Annotated in this window: 17 protein-coding genes and 1 tRNA gene; 4 read left to right on the forward strand and 14 right to left on the reverse strand. The window is 64.5% G+C overall.

Annotated features, from left to right (window positions below; translation table 11 throughout):
* Window positions 1-124: 124 nt before the first annotated feature.
* Window positions 125-592, reverse strand: coding sequence for a universal stress protein (locus tag CH281_RS17310; RefSeq protein ID WP_027497473.1), 468 nt, complete (start codon window positions 590-592; stop codon window positions 125-127).
* Window positions 593-702: 110 nt separating this feature from the next.
* Here CH281_RS17310 and CH281_RS17315 point away from each other — a divergent pair, with 110 nt between their 5' ends.
* A complete protein-coding gene (locus tag CH281_RS17315) occupies window positions 703-1,425 on the forward strand; it encodes a GAF and ANTAR domain-containing protein (protein WP_027497474.1) in 723 nt (240 codons plus the stop codon).
* 11 nt (window positions 1,426-1,436) lie between these two features.
* Here CH281_RS17315 and CH281_RS17320 read toward each other — a convergent pair whose 3' ends face one another.
* The 3 genes from CH281_RS17320 to CH281_RS17325 form a co-directional block, all read right to left on the reverse strand.
* Complete coding sequence (locus CH281_RS17320) at window positions 1,437-2,903, reverse strand: MFS transporter (RefSeq protein WP_057473307.1); 1,467 nt, start codon at window positions 2,901-2,903, stop codon at window positions 1,437-1,439.
* A 55-nt stretch (window positions 2,904-2,958) separates the two neighbouring features.
* On the reverse strand, window positions 2,959-3,111 hold the full coding sequence (locus CH281_RS26945; protein ID WP_155288446.1) for a hypothetical protein: 153 nt from the start codon (window positions 3,109-3,111) through the stop codon (window positions 2,959-2,961).
* A gap of 71 nt (window positions 3,112-3,182) precedes the next feature.
* The gene (locus CH281_RS17325) at window positions 3,183-3,650 is read right to left on the reverse strand and encodes an NUDIX domain-containing protein (RefSeq protein WP_032399938.1); all 468 of its coding nucleotides are present in this window, start codon (window positions 3,648-3,650) and stop codon (window positions 3,183-3,185) included.
* Between the two features lie 162 nt (window positions 3,651-3,812).
* Between CH281_RS17325 and CH281_RS17330 the strand changes: the two genes are divergently transcribed.
* Complete coding sequence (locus CH281_RS17330; RefSeq protein WP_027497477.1) at window positions 3,813-4,454, forward strand: ScbR family autoregulator-binding transcription factor; 642 nt, start codon at window positions 3,813-3,815, stop codon at window positions 4,452-4,454.
* On the opposite strand, the gene CH281_RS17335 is transcribed toward CH281_RS17330, so the two are convergent.
* Both CH281_RS17335 and CH281_RS17340 read right to left on the reverse strand, forming a co-directional pair.
* Window positions 4,432-5,346, reverse strand: coding sequence for an AfsA-related hotdog domain-containing protein (locus tag CH281_RS17335; RefSeq protein ID WP_048318625.1), 915 nt, complete (start codon window positions 5,344-5,346; stop codon window positions 4,432-4,434). The genes CH281_RS17330 and CH281_RS17335 overlap by 23 nt on opposite strands.
* A gap of 273 nt (window positions 5,347-5,619) precedes the next feature.
* Window positions 5,620-5,692: transfer RNA gene (locus tag CH281_RS17340), tRNA-Asn, on the reverse strand.
* A gap of 182 nt (window positions 5,693-5,874) precedes the next feature.
* Between CH281_RS17340 and CH281_RS17345 the strand changes: the two genes are divergently transcribed.
* Window positions 5,875-6,120 carry a hypothetical protein gene (locus CH281_RS17345; RefSeq protein WP_027497479.1) on the forward strand — a complete coding sequence of 82 codons (246 nt, stop codon included), beginning with the start codon at window positions 5,875-5,877 and terminating at the stop codon, window positions 6,118-6,120.
* Here the strand turns inward: CH281_RS17345 and dnaG are convergent.
* From dnaG to CH281_RS17380, 7 genes are read right to left on the reverse strand one after another with little or no spacing between them, the layout of a single operon-like run.
* Complete coding sequence (gene dnaG, locus CH281_RS17350) at window positions 6,117-8,033, reverse strand: DNA primase (protein WP_032384555.1); 1,917 nt, start codon at window positions 8,031-8,033, stop codon at window positions 6,117-6,119. The two genes, CH281_RS17345 and dnaG, sit on opposite strands and share 4 nt — an antisense overlap.
* A 42-nt stretch (window positions 8,034-8,075) precedes the next feature.
* On the reverse strand, window positions 8,076-9,350 hold the full coding sequence (locus tag CH281_RS17355; protein WP_027497481.1) for a deoxyguanosinetriphosphate triphosphohydrolase: 1,275 nt from the start codon (window positions 9,348-9,350) through the stop codon (window positions 8,076-8,078).
* Window positions 9,351-10,067: a YdcF family protein gene (locus CH281_RS17360; protein WP_027497482.1), complete on the reverse strand. Its 717-nt coding sequence runs from the start codon at window positions 10,065-10,067 to the stop codon at window positions 9,351-9,353. It lies immediately after the preceding gene.
* 55 nt (window positions 10,068-10,122) lie between these two features.
* Window positions 10,123-10,731 carry a response regulator transcription factor gene (locus CH281_RS17365; protein ID WP_027497483.1) on the reverse strand — a complete coding sequence of 203 codons (609 nt, stop codon included), beginning with the start codon at window positions 10,729-10,731 and terminating at the stop codon, window positions 10,123-10,125.
* Window positions 10,728-11,837 (reverse strand): sensor histidine kinase, encoded by a 1,110-nt coding sequence (locus tag CH281_RS17370; RefSeq protein WP_094695346.1) that lies wholly within the window; start codon window positions 11,835-11,837, stop codon window positions 10,728-10,730. The genes CH281_RS17365 and CH281_RS17370 overlap by 4 nt, the downstream gene beginning before the upstream one ends.
* Before the next feature lie 46 nt (window positions 11,838-11,883).
* Entirely contained in the window at window positions 11,884-12,678 is a 795-nt protein-coding gene (locus tag CH281_RS17375) for an ABC transporter permease (RefSeq protein ID WP_027497485.1), read from the reverse strand.
* Entirely contained in the window at window positions 12,675-13,589 is a 915-nt protein-coding gene (locus tag CH281_RS17380; RefSeq protein ID WP_032399937.1) for an ABC transporter ATP-binding protein, read from the reverse strand. The genes CH281_RS17375 and CH281_RS17380 overlap by 4 nt, the downstream gene beginning before the upstream one ends.
* 122 nt (window positions 13,590-13,711) lie before the next feature.
* Between CH281_RS17380 and CH281_RS17385 the strand changes: the two genes are divergently transcribed.
* Window positions 13,712-15,733 carry a TPM domain-containing protein gene (locus CH281_RS17385; protein WP_256983690.1) on the forward strand — a complete coding sequence of 674 codons (2,022 nt, stop codon included), beginning with the start codon at window positions 13,712-13,714 and terminating at the stop codon, window positions 15,731-15,733.
* 69 nt (window positions 15,734-15,802) lie between these two features.
* Here the strand turns inward: CH281_RS17385 and CH281_RS17390 are convergent, their stop codons facing one another.
* Window positions 15,803-17,188 carry a glycine--tRNA ligase gene (locus CH281_RS17390; RefSeq protein WP_032368169.1) on the reverse strand — a complete coding sequence of 462 codons (1,386 nt, stop codon included), beginning with the start codon at window positions 17,186-17,188 and terminating at the stop codon, window positions 15,803-15,805.
* Window positions 17,189-17,235 lie beyond the last annotated feature (47 nt).

Genomic DNA, 17,235 nt, shown 5'->3' on the forward strand with positions numbered 1-17,235 from the left:
ACGACGCGACAGACCAGCCATGGAACTCCCCGAATCCGAGAACCGCACCACATACGCCTCGCATTCGACGAGGTGACTGCCTATTTTTACAGGGAAAACCGCGGACTGGTTGGAATTCGAGCCTTCATGGCACCACTGTGACCGGCCAGCGGCCCGCCTTGACCAGTCGCACTGCCACAGATCCCGCCAATCGGTGCCCGGCGCGTTCGGAGGCCCCCACCACGACGGCGTCGGTGCGGAGTCCATCGGCAACCGCGACGAGTCCGTTGTAAGGATCACCCTGCGCAGTGCGGAATTCCCAGCGAACCTGCTCTCGCTCCCCGAAGCGGGCCACCGAGGTTCTGATGTAGTCGAGGAGTTCGTCGGCGATCTGTCGGCCCGTTTCCACCATCGAGATCCCCGCCTGGCCCCACGACGCGGTGGCGATGGGCTGCACGTAGACCAGCACCAGAAGCGATTGTTGCCTACGGGCCAGTCCTCCGGCGTATGCGGCGGCCCGCCAGGACGAATCCGAGCCGTCGACGCCCACCACGATGGACTTCGGGCCGTCGTGGCCGTACTCGAATCCCGTAGATTCCTGCGCATTGCTCACGACATGAGGCTACTGCCAGCCCGTTGGTGCAGGGACCCCGGCGCAGGGCGGTACGGTTGATGTGCTGCGCAACCGGTTTGCCCGGCATGCGCCACACGACGGGAGAAGCAATGACCGACGACGAACAGTTCGACGCTCCGTCGACCGACCCGGCAACTGTATTCGCCGCTCTGGCCGACATCGTGTATCGCGGCAGTAGCGCAGAAGAGGTCTACACCGCTATCTGCAACGCCGCGACGATGGTTGTCCCTCACTGCGATCACGCGAGTCTCATGTTGTTGCGCCACGGAAAGGCCGTCACCGTCGCGGCCTCGGATGACGTGGCACGCGTCGTCGACGACATCGAACGCGCCACAGGTCAGGGACCGTGCCTGGATGCGCTGACCACCGAGGCCGTCCAACTCGAGCCGGATTTCAGCAGCCCCACCCAGTGGCCCGCAATGGCTCGGGGTGTCCTGAACCGCACGCCGGTCCGGGGAGCGATGGGGTTCCGCCTCAAGGTCGACGAGCAGAAGGTGGGTGCTCTCAACCTGTTCACCGACACCGCAGGTGCCTTCGATGCCGACACCGCCGACAAAGCCGTCATCCTGACTGCATTCACTTCTGTGACGGTAGGGGCGATGCTGAACGGCCAAGAGGCATCGACCTTGCGCGACGGCCTCGAGAGTAACCGTGAGATCGGCAAGGCGATCGGCCTCATCATGGCGCTGCACAAAGTATCCGACGAAGAAGCGTTCGCACTGCTCCGCAAATCGTCGCAGGATCTGAACGTCAAGATCGCCGATCTCGCATCGACGGTCGTCCAGCGGCACGGCAAGGGCCTGTCGAGCTGAACGAGCCGAGATCAGTGACCGCTCTGCACCTTCTTCGGTAGAGCGAACACCAACGCCAACGCAACGACGCTGAACGCGGCACTGACGGCCATGGCCATTGCGGCACCGTGCAGGAAGCCGGATCCCACGGTATCGGGGCCGGTGATGGTGAGTGAGCCGAACAGCACACTACCGATGACTGCGATACCGATTGCGGAGCCGACGCGCTGCATCGTCGAGATGACGCCGCTCGCGGCCCCTGCGTCGTCGCGGTCGACGGTTGCGACGATGAACTGCGCGTTGGGAGCGATGAACGCGCCGTTGCCCAAGCCCGCGATGAACAGCGGGACCAGCAGAGTCCAATGGGAGATGGTGTCGGCGGAACTGGTCGCCAAGATGATCCACAGCCAGATCAAACCGATCGACACCAGCGATGCGCCGAGGATCAGTACGGTGCGGCCGAGTCGGATCGTGAGCTTGTTGCTCTGCGAGGACGCGATGATGCTGCCGATCGCGAACGGTATCGAGACCAACCCGGACGAGAGGGCCGTATTGCCGAGCCCGGTCTGCCACAACAACGAGATGGTGAAGAAGATGCTGGTGAACGCTGCGAAGTACACCAGCGCGAGAATCACACCGCCGGTGAATGCCGGTCGGGTGAACAGTCGCGGCGGCACGAGCGGATTGTGTCCGCGACCGCTGTGGATCACCTCCCACCAGCCGAACACTGCAATCAGGCCCACGCCTGCAGCAATGGTCACGTAGGTCCAGAACGGCCACCCGAGCTCCTGGCCTTCGATCAGCGGTACGAGTAGCGCGATGAGGCCGGCGGAGATCAGCACCAACCCGAGCCAGTCGATGCCAGGCCTTGCAGTCGGCTCGGATTCATCCTTTTTCGGCAGCAGAACCGCCGCCGCGATCAGACCGACGATGCCGATCGGCAGGTTGACCCAGAAGACCAACCGCCAGCCGTTCTCCTCACCGAAGGCCTGGATGATCAACCCGCCGACGATCGGCCCCAACGCAGTCGACACACCGATGACCGCACCCATGATCGCAAATGCCTTGCCGCGCACAGGACCTGGAAACAGCAGTTGAATGAACGCTGTGACAGCGGGCACGAACATCCCGCCTGCCAGACCCTGAACCACTCGGGCAACCACCAACTGCAGATCGTCCTGAGCGAGTCCGCAGGCGAAGCTGGCCACCGTGAACAGAGCGAGGCCGGTGAAGAACACCCACTTGTGCCCGATCCGATCCCCGACCTTGCCCGCCGGAATCAAAGCGAGACCGAACGCGAGCGCGTAGCCCGAGATGATCCACGACAGAACGGATTCCGATGCCTCCAGCGTCGTGCTGATCGTCGGCAATGCGACGTTGACGATGGTGGTGTCGAGCAGGGCCATGAACATGCCGAGCAACAGAACCACCAGGGCTTGCCAGGCGCGCTTGGGTACCTCGATCGCCGGTGGGGTCGCTGACGCAATACCGTCGGTCACTGCACTGCCCTTCCTAGTAGTCGCTGAGCAGTATCGACCGAACGGTCTGGTATTGCTAGCCGATCATTGCGGACGCGGCGAACATCCAGGACAGGCCGGTGGCCAGAGCCACGAACCCCGAGGCCACGATTCGACCTGCCCACTGACCTTCCAGCAGAGCCGTTTCCACGCGAGCCGTGTCGGCGTCGGTCGTCTCCATCGGTGTCATGTTCCACTTCCCACCCTGCATCCGCGGCCGTCGTTTCCGGCCGCCGGATACCCCCGGATTCGACGCCGAAACTAGCGCAACTCCACAAAGGCCTCCACCGCGTCGAGAAATGGGTGCTGCGCGGCCAGTAGCTTTGTCCTCGCCAGCGGCACCGAAAACCATTCGATGCGGTCTACCTCGGGAAACGATTGCATCTTTCCGGATTTCGGCGGCCATTCGATCTCGAATGTGTTGCTCATCGCAGTGGAGACATCGAGGTCGGACTCGATCCCGAACGCGGTGACGATCTTCCCGCCGCGCTGTGTGGCGGTGCCGAGCTCGATGGGGTTGCCCGCAGGCACCTCGATGCCGACTTCCTCTCGGAACTCGCGCTGAGCCGCGGTCCACGGGTCTTCGGCCTCGGTGAACTCCCCCTTCACTATCGACCACGCACCGTCGTCCTTCCGCGCCCAGAACGGGCCGCCGGGATGGGCGATCAGAACCTCCACCACGTCGGCGTTCACCCGAAACAGCAGAATGCCCGCGCTCTTGTTGACCATGTGATGAGCGTGCCATCAATTTGCACGCTCACCGTCATCCCCCATCACCATTCGAGCAGGCGCGCACGGTTCGCCCCTTGGGCATCGACACCGATTTTCGTTGAATTGCCGTCTTTTGACTCGGAGAGTGCCGCGAAAGCGGGTACCAGCTATTGTCTACCGATGCAAGAGCGCGCAGAATCGACCAGGCAGGCCGTACTCGTGGGAGCCGCATCGAGCTTCGACAAGTTCGGCTACGGCACAGCCAGTCTGAGCACCATCATCGCCAACGCCGGCGTCAGCAAGGGTGCGATGTACTTCCACTTCTCGTCGAAGGAAGATCTGGCGCAGGCCGTGATCGAGGCACAGATGGCTCTTGCCACCGCTGCCACCGTCACCATCATCGAAAGCACACCGAAGGCCATCGATGCCCTGATCCTGATCACCAAGGAGTTGGCGCGTCAGCTGCAGACCGACCCCATCGCACGTGGCGGCATGCGGTTGACGTTGGAATCGACGACGGCTCAGAATCCGAATGCGCAATCGTTCGACGACTGGATCGGAATGATCGCGAAGTTGACCGAGCGCGCCCGGACCGAAGGCGACATCGTCGACGACGTGGACACGGCCGCACTCGCCAGGATGATCGTTGCATCGTTCACGGGAGTTCAGACCGTCTCGGAGATGCTCACCGGACGCGCCGACCTCCAGCTTCGGATGACCGAGATGTGGCACCTGTTGCTACCGTCGATCGCCCCTCGCCGGCGACTGGCCCGGATACGAGCGGTAGCCGATGCACCGCTCATCGACTGGAACGATCGCTGAGCGGTAGCCACGGTTCGGGTGTCGCCGTGACGGACATCGCCGAGAGCACGACCCCGTCGTGCTCGAACTGAATGCGGTGAATGCCGTCGGTCGTGTCGCTGTCGACGATGACCGTGCACGGGTTGGCCCATTCGGCGAACCCCAAGAACCTGACCTCGAGGGACGTGAAGTCCAGTCCCACGCAACCGGTGGCCAAACGCAACGCCTGACGGGCGGCTTCGAGCATGGTGACGCCCGGTAGGTATTCCACCGAATGATCGAACATCGCCAGGTTCCGCGGATCCGGAGCCACCACGAGCGTCCCGTCCGAGGTATGACGAGCCAGTACGACATCTGAGGGGTCGAGACGGCCGACTCCGGCCGGTTCTACCACCTCGGTTCCGGCGGGAAGGTACCGAAAGTGTGGGTCGGCCATGGTCGGCTTGCGGACCTTGGAGTAGACGTCCGGTCCGATGGGACGCACGGACGCCGTTCCGGAGGCGACGACCTGACCGCGGTTGAGCAGTCGAGCCGACAGCTTCAGGTTGTCCAGCGACTCGTCCTCGAATGTGCGGTCGGTCGTGATCGACTCGGCGACAAGCGAATCGTCGATGTTGTCGACCGACAGCAGGTCGAGAATGTCGAACCGGAAGTGCTCGATGTAGACCACGTGGTCGAGCGGGACGTCGTGTTCGACGTGACAGAACAGGCTCACTGCCTGCCGCAGCGCCTCGGCGATCATCAACGAATCGTGGGTGCGACGTACCGGCACGAACATGCGATGCGACGTCGGCAGCTGTACCGCCGCACGATGCATACCGTCGACCGTCTCGTAGTCGGTCAACAGCACGTCCGCCGGAGAGCGCCGATGCACGAGCTGGCGTGGAACGGTGGATGCGTAACTCAAACTCACTTCAAAGCCCCTTAGAACCCGACCGATCCGTCTTTTTCCAGCACTTCCGAGCGTCCCGGATCGCACGAACAGTATGTCGCGAGACACCGACAAAACTGGCATCCGTCGACCTGATTCATTCGATCGATATACAGAAGATTCGGTCACGATCTGATAGCTGTCCGGGACTCTCGGTACCACATGTGCGGTACGTTCTCGCCGACCGACCCGGTCACGGGCGAGCGACCCCGGACAGCAAAAATCCCCGCCCGGACAAGCCGGACGGGGACTGCGCTCCCCCACCTGGACTCGAACCAGGAACCCTTCGATTAACAGTCGAATGCTCTGCCAATTGAGCTATGGGGGATTACCTTGCGGCGTCACACTCTCGTGCGAGCCGTTGGAAACAATAGCGCACACCCCCTTGTGAGTACCAAATCGGGCCCACGAGAGCGCCGGAACAGCTTCCGCTGTGTACCGAATCGCCCTGCTCGAGGTTCGTCGGGCAAGATGGAAGAACGGCCGCACGCTCTACGGAAGGACCCACTGATGATTCGTTTGGTACTGGCGGCTGGAGCTGCATATGTACTGGGAGCCAAGGCCGGACGGGGCCGCTACGAGCAGATTCGCAAGACGGCCAGCGCCGTCGCGTCGAGCCCGGCCACCAAGAAGGCCATCGAGGTCGGCCGTCAGAAGTTGTCCGACTCTCTGAACACGCAGCCGAGACTCGAGCCGATGAAGCCGGTCGACGACGAAGACCAGGTTTTCGTCCCGCGCGATCAGCTGCGGCGCTAACCGACCTCGGCGACGCTTCCCACGGCGAGTTCGAGCAGGCTGCGGCGGTACTGCTCGAGGGCGATGAGATCACCGAACAGGGCGTTGTAGTCGTCCGGCTTCTCCGCAGGCGACATGCGCTGCAGCTTGGACTTCAGTTCGGCGACCTGTTGGCCCACCCACACCTCTTGAAGCCGGGCGAGCACACCGGAGATGTAGCGCGTGAGAGCGTCGTCGGCCACGCGCATCGGATCGACGGCCAACTCCGTCACCAACGACACCACCACGGCGTCCTTGGCCTGCTTGGCCACTGCGTCGACCCACTCCCCACCGCCCAGGCCCGCGGCAGTGCCGCCGGCCGCGGCCACGGCATCACGCACCGCGGCGTACGCCGGATGATGAAAGCTTTCGGGTGGCAGCGAATCGAAGACGGTGCCGGCGACCGCGGGCATCTGCAGCACCGCTTTAAGGGCCTCTCGTTGCGGCCACAGCGTCGGATCGGTGGGGTTCGGACGCGGCGGCCCGGTGGGGGCTTCCGTCGGCGCTGCCTGACGCTTCTCGAAGGGCACGCGTTTACCGCTCGTGTCGCCTCGGGCACCCTTCTTCGCCTCGTCGCGCACGCGGGCGAGCACCATCGCAGTGTCGTCCCAGCCGGTCCACCCGGCGAGCTGCCTGGCGTACTCGTCCCGCAGTGAGGCGTCCTTGATTCGCGCGACCACCGGAACAGTGCGCTTGAGCGCTTCGACGCGCCCCTCGGGCGTGTCCAGATCATGCTCTCGGAGCAGCGATTTGACGACGAAGGCAAACATCGGGGTCCGCCGGGCCACGAGATCGCGAACAGCGTTGTCACCGGATTTCAGGCGCAGGTCGCACGGGTCCATTCCGTCGGGTGCGACGGCGACGAAGGTCTGCCCGGCGATCTTCTGATCCCCCTCGAACGCCTTCATGGCCGCGGCCTGGCCGGCGTCGTCACCGTCGAAGGTGTAGATCACCTCACCGCGAAAGTAGCTGTCGTCCATCATCAGTCGGCGCAGCATCGCGAGGTGGTCTTCGCCGAACGCGGTGCCACAGGACGCCACCGCGGTCTTGACGCCGGCGAGGTGCATCGCCATGACGTCGGTGTAGCCCTCGACGATGACGGCCTGATGCGACTTCGCGATCTCCTTGCGCGCGAGATCCAGCCCGAACAACACCTGAGACTTCTTGTACAGCATCGTTTCCGGAGTGTTGATGTACTTTCCGGGCATCGTGTCGTCGTCGAACAGTTTGCGTGCGCCGAATCCGATAACGTCGCCGCTCTGACTGCGAATGGGCCACACCAATCGGCGCCGGAATCGGTCGATGGGTGTGCCGCGCTTGCCCGGGGTTGCCAGGCCGGCGTCGACTATCTCCTTGGCTTCGAAGCCCTTGCCCAGCAGATGTTTGGTGAGGGTGTCCCAGCCGTCGGGTGCGTATCCACAGCCGTAGGCCAGCGCGGCGTGGCCGTCGAAGTTGCGTTCGGTCAGGTAGTCCCGGGCGGCCTGGGCATCGGGCCCGCTGAGCCGACCGGCGTAGAACTCCTGAGCCGCCGCGTTCGCGGCGATCAAGCGCGCTCGGGTCCCGCGGTCACGTTGGACCGATGGCCCTCCGCCCTCGTAGGAGATCGAGTAGTTCAGCCGATCGGCGAGTTGCTCGACGGCCTCGACGAACGAGATGTGCTCGATCTTCTGGAGGAAGGAGTAGGCATCACCACCTTCGCCGCAGCCGAAGCAGTGATAGTGGCCGTGATTGGGCCGAACATGGAACGACGGGGACTTCTCGTCGTGGAAGGGGCACAACCCCTTCATGGAGTCGCCGCCCGCGCGCTTGAGCGAGACGTAGTCGCCGACTATGTCTTCGATCCGTGTGCGTTCGCGAATGGCGGCAATGTCACGTTCAGGAATTCGGCCGGCCACGACTGGAGTCTAGCGTCGAACAAGACGCCCGACACCCGTCGATCAACCCCAGCTGGCCTGAGCCCCGAGCGACCGCTTGTCCACCAGTTCGAGTCGACTCTCGGTGTACGACGCGATCTGATCCACGACGACGCGAGTCCGTTCGGCGTCGCTGTTCGCGCGTTGCCACGCGGGCACCAGGATGGGATCGAGTTCGCCCGGCGCCGAGCGCATCAACCACTCGGCGACGCGATGGATCCGGTCACGTTGACGTTCCTGCCGAATCTTGTGCCCGGCGTCGGACATGACGTACCGCAGTGCCATCGTCTTGAGCAGAGCCACTTCGGACGCGACGATCGACGGCACCACGAGGTCGGCGTCGTATCGCGTCAACGCTGCCGTGCCGTACTTCTGGCGGGTTCCGTCGATGGCAGCCGTGGCGAATCGCCCGACCAGCTCGCTCGTCATGTGCTTGAGCGCCACGGATGCGGTGAGGGTGCCGTCGTATCTGCCGACCGCGACGACGACGTCCATCTTGGACAGCCGGCTCGCCGCCTCGATCAACTCGTCGACGTCGAGTCCGCGGAACTCCGAGACACCGAGTTCGGCCAGTGCCCGCTGCTCGATCGGATCGGATAGTGCACGCAGGTCGATTCTGGCGTCGATGACGCCGTCCTCGACGTCGTGCACCGAGTAGGCGACGTCGTCGGACCAATCCATGGTCTGCGCTTCGAGGCACTTGTGCTTGTCCGGTGCACCGTCGCGTACCCAGCCGAGAATGGCCGAGTCGTCGTCGTAGGCACCGAATTTCGCGCCCGGCGCGGGCCTGGTCCACGGATACTTCATCGCGGCGTCGAGGGCGGCGCGGGTGAGGTTGAGCCCCGCGCTGTTGCCGTCGGAGTCGAGGATCTTGGGCTCGAGGCCGGTCAGGATGCGCAGGTTCTGCGCGTTGCCCTCGAATCCGCCGCAGTCCTGGGCCACCTCGTCGAGGGCTCGCTCGCCGTTGTGTCCGTAGGGAGGATGACCGATGTCGTGTGCCAAGCCCGCCAAATCGACCAGATCGGGGTCGCTGCCGAGCCCCTCCGCGATGCTGCGCCCGATCTGCGCGACCTCGAGCGAATGCGTCAACCGGGTGCGCGGGGTGTCACCGTCGCGGGGCCCGGTCACCTGGGTCTTGTCCGCCAGACGACGCAGGGCAGCACAGTGCAAGACCCGCGCTCGATCTCGCGCGAACGCACTCCGATGCGAGGCGTTGTCCGCCCCGGATCGAAGCCCAGCGGTCTTGGGCGGTTCGGGAACGAATCGTTCGACGTCGTGCTCGGAGTATGTGCCGGTCATCTACTGGCCTGCCGTGTAGGAGAAATCAGCGGTGAAGTGCGTCAACTGGTACCACAGCAGCGCGCCTGTCTCCCTGGCTATTCCGTGCGCCTGCGACTCGCGGGTGTAGACGGCAGGCCCGGTGCGGGTGGGCGACGTCCACGCATCGAGATCGGCGTCGCGCGCCATGGTTCGGGTGCGCAGCGAGTGCCACGGATCGCTGACCAGCACCACCGATGTCTTGCCCTGATCTCGTAGCGTGGCACTGACGGCTTCGATGCTTTCGAGGGTGTCCGATCCGGTTTCGACGGCCACGATCGCGTCGGCAGGCACGCCCTGATCTATCAGGTAATTGCGACCCGACGCCGCCTCGGTGAACAGGTCACCTTCTTGCTTGCCGCCGACGGTGACGATCTCGGGAGCGATGCCCTGCTCGTACAACGACGCGGCCTGCGCCAAGCGTGCCTCGAACACCGTCGAGGGCGTACCGCTGTACTGCGCAGCACCGAGTACGACGATGGCGTCCGCCGCAGTATGGTCGTCGATTCGAGCCACCTGCCACACGCGCACAGCGGTGCCTGCCACCAGAACGAGGGCCATCAGTATCACTCCCGCGACCAACCGACCCGTCCAGCGTCCGAGCGTTCCGAAGAAGCCCAGCCGCTCGGGACCGGGGTCCGGGGCATACCGGTCGTCGTACGGGTCGCCGTACGAATCTCGGTCGAGAGTTGGATTCACCCCTCGAGTTTGCCAGGCCCGCGCATCTTCGGCGGTCACGGCGCGCCTCGGAAGGTCAGAGCCACCCGCGGTCCTCGGCGACTCGGACCGCTTCGGCCCGGGTGCTGGTGCCGGTTTTTCCGATCGCCGAAGAGAGATGGTTGCGCACTGTACCTTCCGACAGGTGCACCTGCGCCGCGATGGCACCGGCCGTTCCACCCTTCGACGCTGCGCGAAGAACTTCCTGCTCACGGGCGGTCAGCGGCGAGACGCCCTCGGTGAGCGTCTCGGTGGCGAGCGCGGGATCGACGACGCGCAGACCCATGTGGACCCGTCGCACGGCATCGGCCAACTGTTTGGCTGGAGTGTCCTTGACGACGAATCCGGAGGCTCCGGCATCGATCGCACGGCGTAGATATCCGGGCCGGCCGAACGTCGTGACGATCAGCACTCTCGACTCCGGTACCACCTGAGCCAGCTCGGCGGTGACGTCGATGCCGTTCTTGCCCGGCATTTCCACGTCGAGCAGCACGACGTCGGGTCGGTGTTCGAGAACCGCCGCCACCACTTCGTCGCCTCGTCCCACCTCGGCGACGATGTCGAGGTCGTGTTCGAGCCCCAACAATGCCGCGAGAGCACCACGCACCAGCGCTTGGTCGTCGGCCAGCAACAGCCTGATACTCATGGTGCCGAGACCTCCACCTTGAATCCGCCGGTCGGAACCCGGGCGACCGTCAGTGAACCACCGGCAGCGCTCACGCGTTCACCCAACCCGCGGAGCCCGTTTCCTCCACAGTGTTCCTCGGCCGGCCCGCATCCGTCGTCGACGATGGAAATGCTCGAGGGCGTCAGCATCACTCGGCAGTGGCGTGCGTGGGAGTGTCGCACCACGTTGGTCACCGCTTCGCGCAGGACCCAGCCGAACAATTCGCGGTGTCGCAGTGGAACGACATCGGCATCCGCGGGCAGCTCGACGTCGATGGCGGCGGCCACCAGAGCTGTTCGTGCGCTTGCCAGTTCGGTGCCGATGTCGATTTGACGCATGCCGCCGACAGTGCTGCGCACATCGGCGAGTGCTTGCCTTGCAAGGGTTTCCACCTCGGCGATCTCGACAGCTGCTCGGGCAGCATCGATCTCGAGCAATCTGCCGGCCAGTTCACTCTTGACAGTGATGACAGTCAAGGAATGCCCGAGAATGTCGTGCACGTCTCGGCTCATCCGCTCACGTTCGGCGACGATGGCCAGATCCGCCAATTGCTGCCGCGCCACGGCCAATTCGTGGTTGCGCTGGAAGACCTGGGTGATACCCCACGCGGCGGCCGAGCTGATCAGCAACTGAAACGCGAAAAAGTTGTCGGGCTCCCAGGACGGGATGACCCGCGGTGCCACTTCGATGGCCACCACCATCACCGCGACCAACGTCCACGCCTGCCGAACCGGCAGCGTCATCATCGCCAGCACCGCGATGTAGATCGTTGCGCCGAATCCGGTGGTTCCGATCAGCGCGCTCATCGCCGCGGTCAGGGCCAGCATTGCCGCGAGCGCAATCCAGGCCTGCCGTACCGGCAGCGGGTGTCCGCGGCGGTCACCGTTGCGAAAGCGCCAGAAGGTGGCCGTGAACACGACTCCGAACCCGACGATCGCGGCAATACCGAGGACCCGTGCCGCCACAAATTCCAACGACAGAATCTCGTTCAACGGATAGATCAGGTATATCAGCCAGATGGCTCCGAACATCCAGCCGTACCGCCAAACCCTGCCCTCGGGGAGGTCGGCGGTGAACGTGGTCATGTCGCCCACGGTATCTCCGTGGGCGACAGGATCGGTGGTTTCCGCGTCAGGCACGCTTGGTGTCTTTCCGGAACAGCAGCGCCGCTCCTGCGATGAACACCACCGCCCACACCACCAGGTTGACCACTGCGACGGCGAGGATGCCTGCGTCGGCCGAGGTGAACGGAGCCCGGGCCACAGTCGCCAGACCGTACAGCGGGGTGAACTTCGCCAGCATCGGGAACCAGCCGCTGTCACCGAGCGGGACGAACAATCCGCCGGCCAGAGCGAGGAAGGCCAGTACCGGTCCGAGGATCTGCATGACGTTCTCCGAGGGCAGCAGGTACCCCATGAACAACCCGAATGCGGCGAACACCGCAGATCCGAGCCACGCGATCACTCCGCACGCGAGCCACACCCAGATCGGCATGTCGGCTCCGAAGAATGCCGCGACGACGAACACCACGACGATCGCTGCAGCACCCATCGTCATGGCGACGAGCATCTTGGTGACGATGTAAGCGACAGGTTTGAGCGGAGTCAGTCGCAGCTGCCTGCTCCAGCCCTGAGCGCGTTCGACGGAGACCATCGCTCCCCCACTGGTGGTGGCCAGCATCGCTCCGTAGACGGCCATGCTGATGGCGATGTAGCCCGTGACGTTGCCGTGCGCGAAAGGGTAGTTGGTCCGGTAGTCCGACTGCGTCCCGAAAATGACGAAGAACACCGGGGGCATGACCAACGTGAAGACCAACGTGCGCTTGTTCCGGAACAGGCGACGGATTTCGAGTCCGAGGAACGTGGGCGAAAATCCGCCGTACGCAACGGCTCTGGCAGCGGTGGGGCGGGGCGAGGTCGTGGTCATCGGATACTCCCGGCGAGTTCGGTGTCGGCATCGGTGGTCAGGGCGAGGAAGGCGTCCTCGAGGTTGCGCGAGACGATTTCGAGATCGGTCGCGTGCGCGTCGTTGAGCAGGTAGCGGGCAACGCAGTCGGAGTCGCGTCCGTGCACGATCACCCGGTCGCCGCGCGTCTCGACCCGGTCGACTCCGGGAAGAGCGAGCAACATTGACCGGTCGACACCGGGCAGAGTGGCGGTGACCGTGCGTCCCGCCGCGAGGTTCTTGACCTCGGCGGCGCTGCCGTCGGCGACGATCTTGCCGTGCCGCACCAGGACAATTCTGTCGGCGTAGGCATCGGCCTCGTCGAGGTAGTGCGTTGCGAACAGCACTGTTCGGCCGGTACTCGCGTCCTGGCGAATGGCGTTCCAGAAGTCACGTCGACCCTCGACGTCCATGCCGGTGGTCGGCTCGTCCAACACCAGCAGATCCGGGTCGGGCAACAGTGCAAGTGCGAATCGCAGTCGCTGTTGCTGGCCGCCGGAGCACTTGGCCACTCGCCGGTCGCCAATGTCGGCGATGCCGGCCCGAGTCAGGACTTCCTTCACCGACCGAGTTCGGGCGAACAGCGCCGCGGTCAGTTCGACGGTTTCGCGGACGGTCAGGTCGCGAAGAAGTCCGCCGGTCTGCATCACCGCCGAGATGCGCCCCTGAGCGATGGCGTCGGCCGGAGTTCCGCCGAACACCGATACCGTCCCGGTGGTGGGTATGGCCAGGCCGAGCATCATGTCGATGGTCGTGGTCTTGCCGGCACCGTTCGGTCCGAGAAAAGCGACTACCTCGCCCGGCTCGATGGACAGGTCGATTCCGTCCACCGCACGGACCGATCCGTATGTCTTCGTGACGCCTCGCAGTTCGACTGCCTTCGTTGTGGTCATGACAGCTACTCTGCTGCGATCCGAGCCCGACCACCTCGACCGAGCGTCACGATTGCACGATGACAACTGTCATGGATCGACCTGCTCGATTCGGACACGACCCAGCCGGTAGATTTCAGCGCATGGCAGTCCAGCACCGGCGGCACTCCAGCGCCACAGTCCGTAGGTCGGTCCATCGATTCCGTCGCCTCACCGCAACAGGTGCTCTGACCTTGTTCGCTGCGGTTCTCCTCGCCCCCGGCGTCGCCTCCGCCGAGGCACCGTCGCGCCTCGCCACCCAGATCACCGACAACGTGCAGGCACTCGATCCGGACTCGCTGGCCGAGGTGCAGACGTCCATCGACGACCTGTACGGCGGCAGCCAGCTCAGGCTGTGGGTCACCTACGTTGCGGATTTCGACAACATGTCGGCGGCCGACTGGGCACGGCAGACGTACGAACGGAGCGATCTCGGTCAGCGAGACGTCCTGCTCGCAGTGGCGACCGTCGATCGGTCGTACTACCTCGGCGTCAACACCGGGCTCTCACAGATCACCACGGCGGAGCAGGACGACATTCGTGTCAACGACGTCGAACCTGCGCTGGGCGAAGAGGATTGGTCGGGAGCGGCCATAGCTGCGGCCGGCGCTCTCGGCGAGGCCTATGCGTCGAGCGGCGGAGGTGGGTCGTCGGCACCGCTGCTGATCGGTGTCGGGGTGTTGGCCGTCGCAGGCGGCGGAGCTGTTGTCTACTCCTCACGGCGCAAGAAGGCTCGAGTGGCCGCCGAGGTGGAAGCGGTGGCGAAGATCGACCCGAGTGACCCGGCAGCATTGGCCCAATTCCCGATCGACGTTCTCGACACCCGCGCCAAGGAAATTCTGATCGAGACCGACAACGCCGTGCGAGCCAGCGAGGAGGAATTGACCCTCGCCCGAGGCGAATTCGGCGATTCGGCAGCCGCTCCCTTCATCACGGCGTACGACAACGCAAAGAAAGCTCTGGCCTCTGCCTTCGAGATCCGTCAGCGGCTCGACGACGCCATTCCTGAAACCCCCGATCAGCGACGGGCGATGCTCGTCGAGATCATCTCCTCGTGCGGCCAGGCAGATCGCGAACTCGACTCTCGGGTCGAGGAATTCGACGGATTCCGCGACCTCGTCATGAACGCCGGTTCGCATCTCGACGAGCTCACCCAAGCCATCATCGGCTTGACGGTGCGCATTCCGCAGTCCGAAGCCGTACTCGCTCAACTGCATTCGGAATTCTCCGAGACCGCATTGAAATCGATTGCCGACAACGTCACGATGGCCAAAGATCGAGTTGCGCTGGCCGAGGAGAACATCGAAGCCGGCCGCAAGGCCGCAGCACTGCCGCCCGGTAAGCAGGGCCCGGCCGTCACAGCGATTCGGACCGCGGAACGAGCCGTCGATCAGGCGAAGTCATTGCTCGACGGAGTCGACCACGCCCGCGACGACATACGGCACGCAATAGCCACCCTGCCCGACGCCATCGCGGACGTCCGCCGGGACATCGAGCAGGCTCGCGGACTGGCCGAACACGGCGGTACCGAACTGCAGGCGGCGATGGCCGCGGCACAGACGGCATTGAAGAATGCGGAGACGGCACAGTCGAGCGATCCGCTCGGTAGTTACACCGCCCTTGCCGCAGCAGATTCCGAACTCGAGAAGATCGTCGACGAAGCGTCGGCGGAGAAGGCCGCCGAGGATCAGCTGCGTGCGCGTCTGGAACGCGATATTGCGGCTGCTCAGGCGCAGATCACTGCTGCTGCGGACTACATTTCGACGCGCCGCGGCGGCGTGGGTGCCGATGCTCGAACGCGTTTGTCCGAAGCCGAACGGCATCTCGGTGCAGCTCGTCAGCTCGAGCCGGACAATCCCGACGAGGCTCTCAAGCACGCGCATGCCGCCAGCCAATTGGCTTCGCGCGCGTCGCAGATCGCCCAGTCCGATGTGCAGAACTGGGAAGATCGGCACGGTCCACGCGGCGGCAGTAGCGGCGGCAACGTAGCAGGCGCCGTGCTCGGCGGAATCCTGATCAACAGCGTGCTGCGCGGAGGCGGAGGCGGATTCGGTGGTGGATTCGGCGGCGGGGGCTTCGGCGGCGGTGGAGGCGGCGGCTTCGGTGGCGGCGGCGGCCGCTTCTGATTCGACCCAGACATGCGACAGGGCCCGATCTCTCACCGAGAGATCGGGCCCTGTGTATTGCCTACAGCCCTACGCGCCGATCAGACGGGCGGCGATGTAGCCCTCGACCTGATCGAGAGCCACGCGCTCCTGTGCCATCGTGTCGCGCTCACGAATGGTGACGGCGTGGTCGTCGAGGGTGTCGAAGTCGACGGTGATGCAGAACGGGGTACCGATCTCGTCCTGGCGACGGTAGCGACGGCCGATGGCTCCGGCGTCGTCGAATTCGACATTCCAGTACTGACGCAATTGCTGCGCAAGATCTTTCGCCTTCGGCGTCAGGTCGGCGTTACGCGAGAGCGGGAGCACCGCGACCTTCACCGGGGCAAGACGACGATCGAGCTTGAGCACGACACGCTTGTCGACGCCGCCCTTGGCGTTGGGGGCCTCGTCCTCTGTGTACGCGTCGACGAGGAACGCCATCAGCGACCGAGTCAAGCCGGCGGCCGGCTCGATGACGTACGGGGTGTACCGGGTGTCGGTGGCCTGCTCGTAGTAGCTCAGGTCCTGGCCCGACGCCTTCGAGTGCACCGTCAGGTCGTAATCGGTGCGGTTCGCGACGCCCTCGAGCTCACCCCAGGCGCTGCCCTGGAAGCCGAAGCGGTACTCGATGTCGACGGTGCGCTTGGAGTAGTGCGACAGCTTTTCCTTGGCGTGCTCGTACAGCCGCAGGTTCTCCGGATCGATGCCGAGATCGGTGTACCACTTCATGCGGTAGTCGATCCAGTACTGATGCCACTCGTCGTCCTCGCCGGGCTTGACGAAGAACTCCATCTCCATTTGCTCGAACTCGCGAGTGCGGAAAATGAAGTTTCCCGGTGTGATCTCGTTGCGGAAGCTCTTGCCGATCTGGCCGATGCCGAACGGCGGCTTCTTGCGTGAGGTCGTCAGCACGTTGGCGAAGTTGACGAAGATGCCCTGGGCGGTCTCGGGGCGCAGGTAGTGCAGCCCCTCTTCGTTGTCGACCGGGCCGAGGAAGGTCTTGAGCAGGCCGGAGAATGCGCGCGGCTCGGTCCACGAACCGGGCTCACCGGTCTCCGGGTCGCGGATATCGGCGAGGCCGTTCTCGGGCGGGTGGCCGTGCTTCTCCTCGTAGGCCTCGATGAGGTGATCGGCACGGTAGCGCTTGTGGGTGTGCAGCGACTCGACGAGCGGATCGGAGAACGTCTCGACGTGTCCGGAGGCCTCCCAGACCTGGCGCGGCAGAATCACCGACGAGTCGAGCCCGACGGTGTCGTCGCGGCTGGTGACCATGTTGCGCCACCACTGCTTCTTGATGTTCTCCTTGAGCTCGACGCCGAGCGGACCGTAGTCCCAGGCCGACTTCGTACCGCCGTAGATTTCGCCGCACGGGTAGACGAGACCTCTGCGCTTGGCGAGGTTGGCGACGGTTTCGACCTTGGACTTGGGTGCCACTGGCGGAGCTCTCCATCTTCGGTTACATCGTGTAAGAGGTGACGTGG

It is taken from the genome of Rhodococcus sp. 06-221-2 (assembly GCF_002258365.1).
Lineage (GTDB): Bacteria > Actinomycetota > Actinomycetes > Mycobacteriales > Mycobacteriaceae > Rhodococcoides > Rhodococcoides fascians.

Bases quoted from the DNA above. Each gene is read 5' to 3' on its own strand.
- CH281_RS17315 (WP_027497474.1), top strand. From the start codon at position 703: ATGACCGACGACGAACAGTTCGACGCTCCGTCGACCGACCCGGCAACT.
- CH281_RS26945 (WP_155288446.1), bottom strand. From the start codon at position 3,111: ATGACACCGATGGAGACGACCGACGCCGACACGGCTCGCGTGGAAACG.
- CH281_RS17325 (WP_032399938.1), bottom strand. From the start codon at position 3,650: ATGGTCAACAAGAGCGCGGGCATTCTGCTGTTTCGGGTGAACGCCGAC.
- CH281_RS17330 (WP_027497477.1), top strand. From the start codon at position 3,813: ATGCAAGAGCGCGCAGAATCGACCAGGCAGGCCGTACTCGTGGGAGCC.
- CH281_RS17345 (WP_027497479.1), top strand. From the start codon at position 5,875: ATGATTCGTTTGGTACTGGCGGCTGGAGCTGCATATGTACTGGGAGCC.
- CH281_RS17355 (WP_027497481.1), bottom strand. From the start codon at position 9,350: ATGACCGGCACATACTCCGAGCACGACGTCGAACGATTCGTTCCCGAA.
- CH281_RS17365 (WP_027497483.1), bottom strand. From the start codon at position 10,731: ATGAGTATCAGGCTGTTGCTGGCCGACGACCAAGCGCTGGTGCGTGGT.
- CH281_RS17370 (WP_094695346.1), bottom strand. From the start codon at position 11,837: ATGACCACGTTCACCGCCGACCTCCCCGAGGGCAGGGTTTGGCGGTAC.
- CH281_RS17375 (WP_027497485.1), bottom strand. From the start codon at position 12,678: ATGACCACGACCTCGCCCCGCCCCACCGCTGCCAGAGCCGTTGCGTAC.
- CH281_RS17380 (WP_032399937.1), bottom strand. From the start codon at position 13,589: ATGACCACAACGAAGGCAGTCGAACTGCGAGGCGTCACGAAGACATAC.
- CH281_RS17385 (WP_256983690.1), top strand. From the start codon at position 13,712: ATGGCAGTCCAGCACCGGCGGCACTCCAGCGCCACAGTCCGTAGGTCG.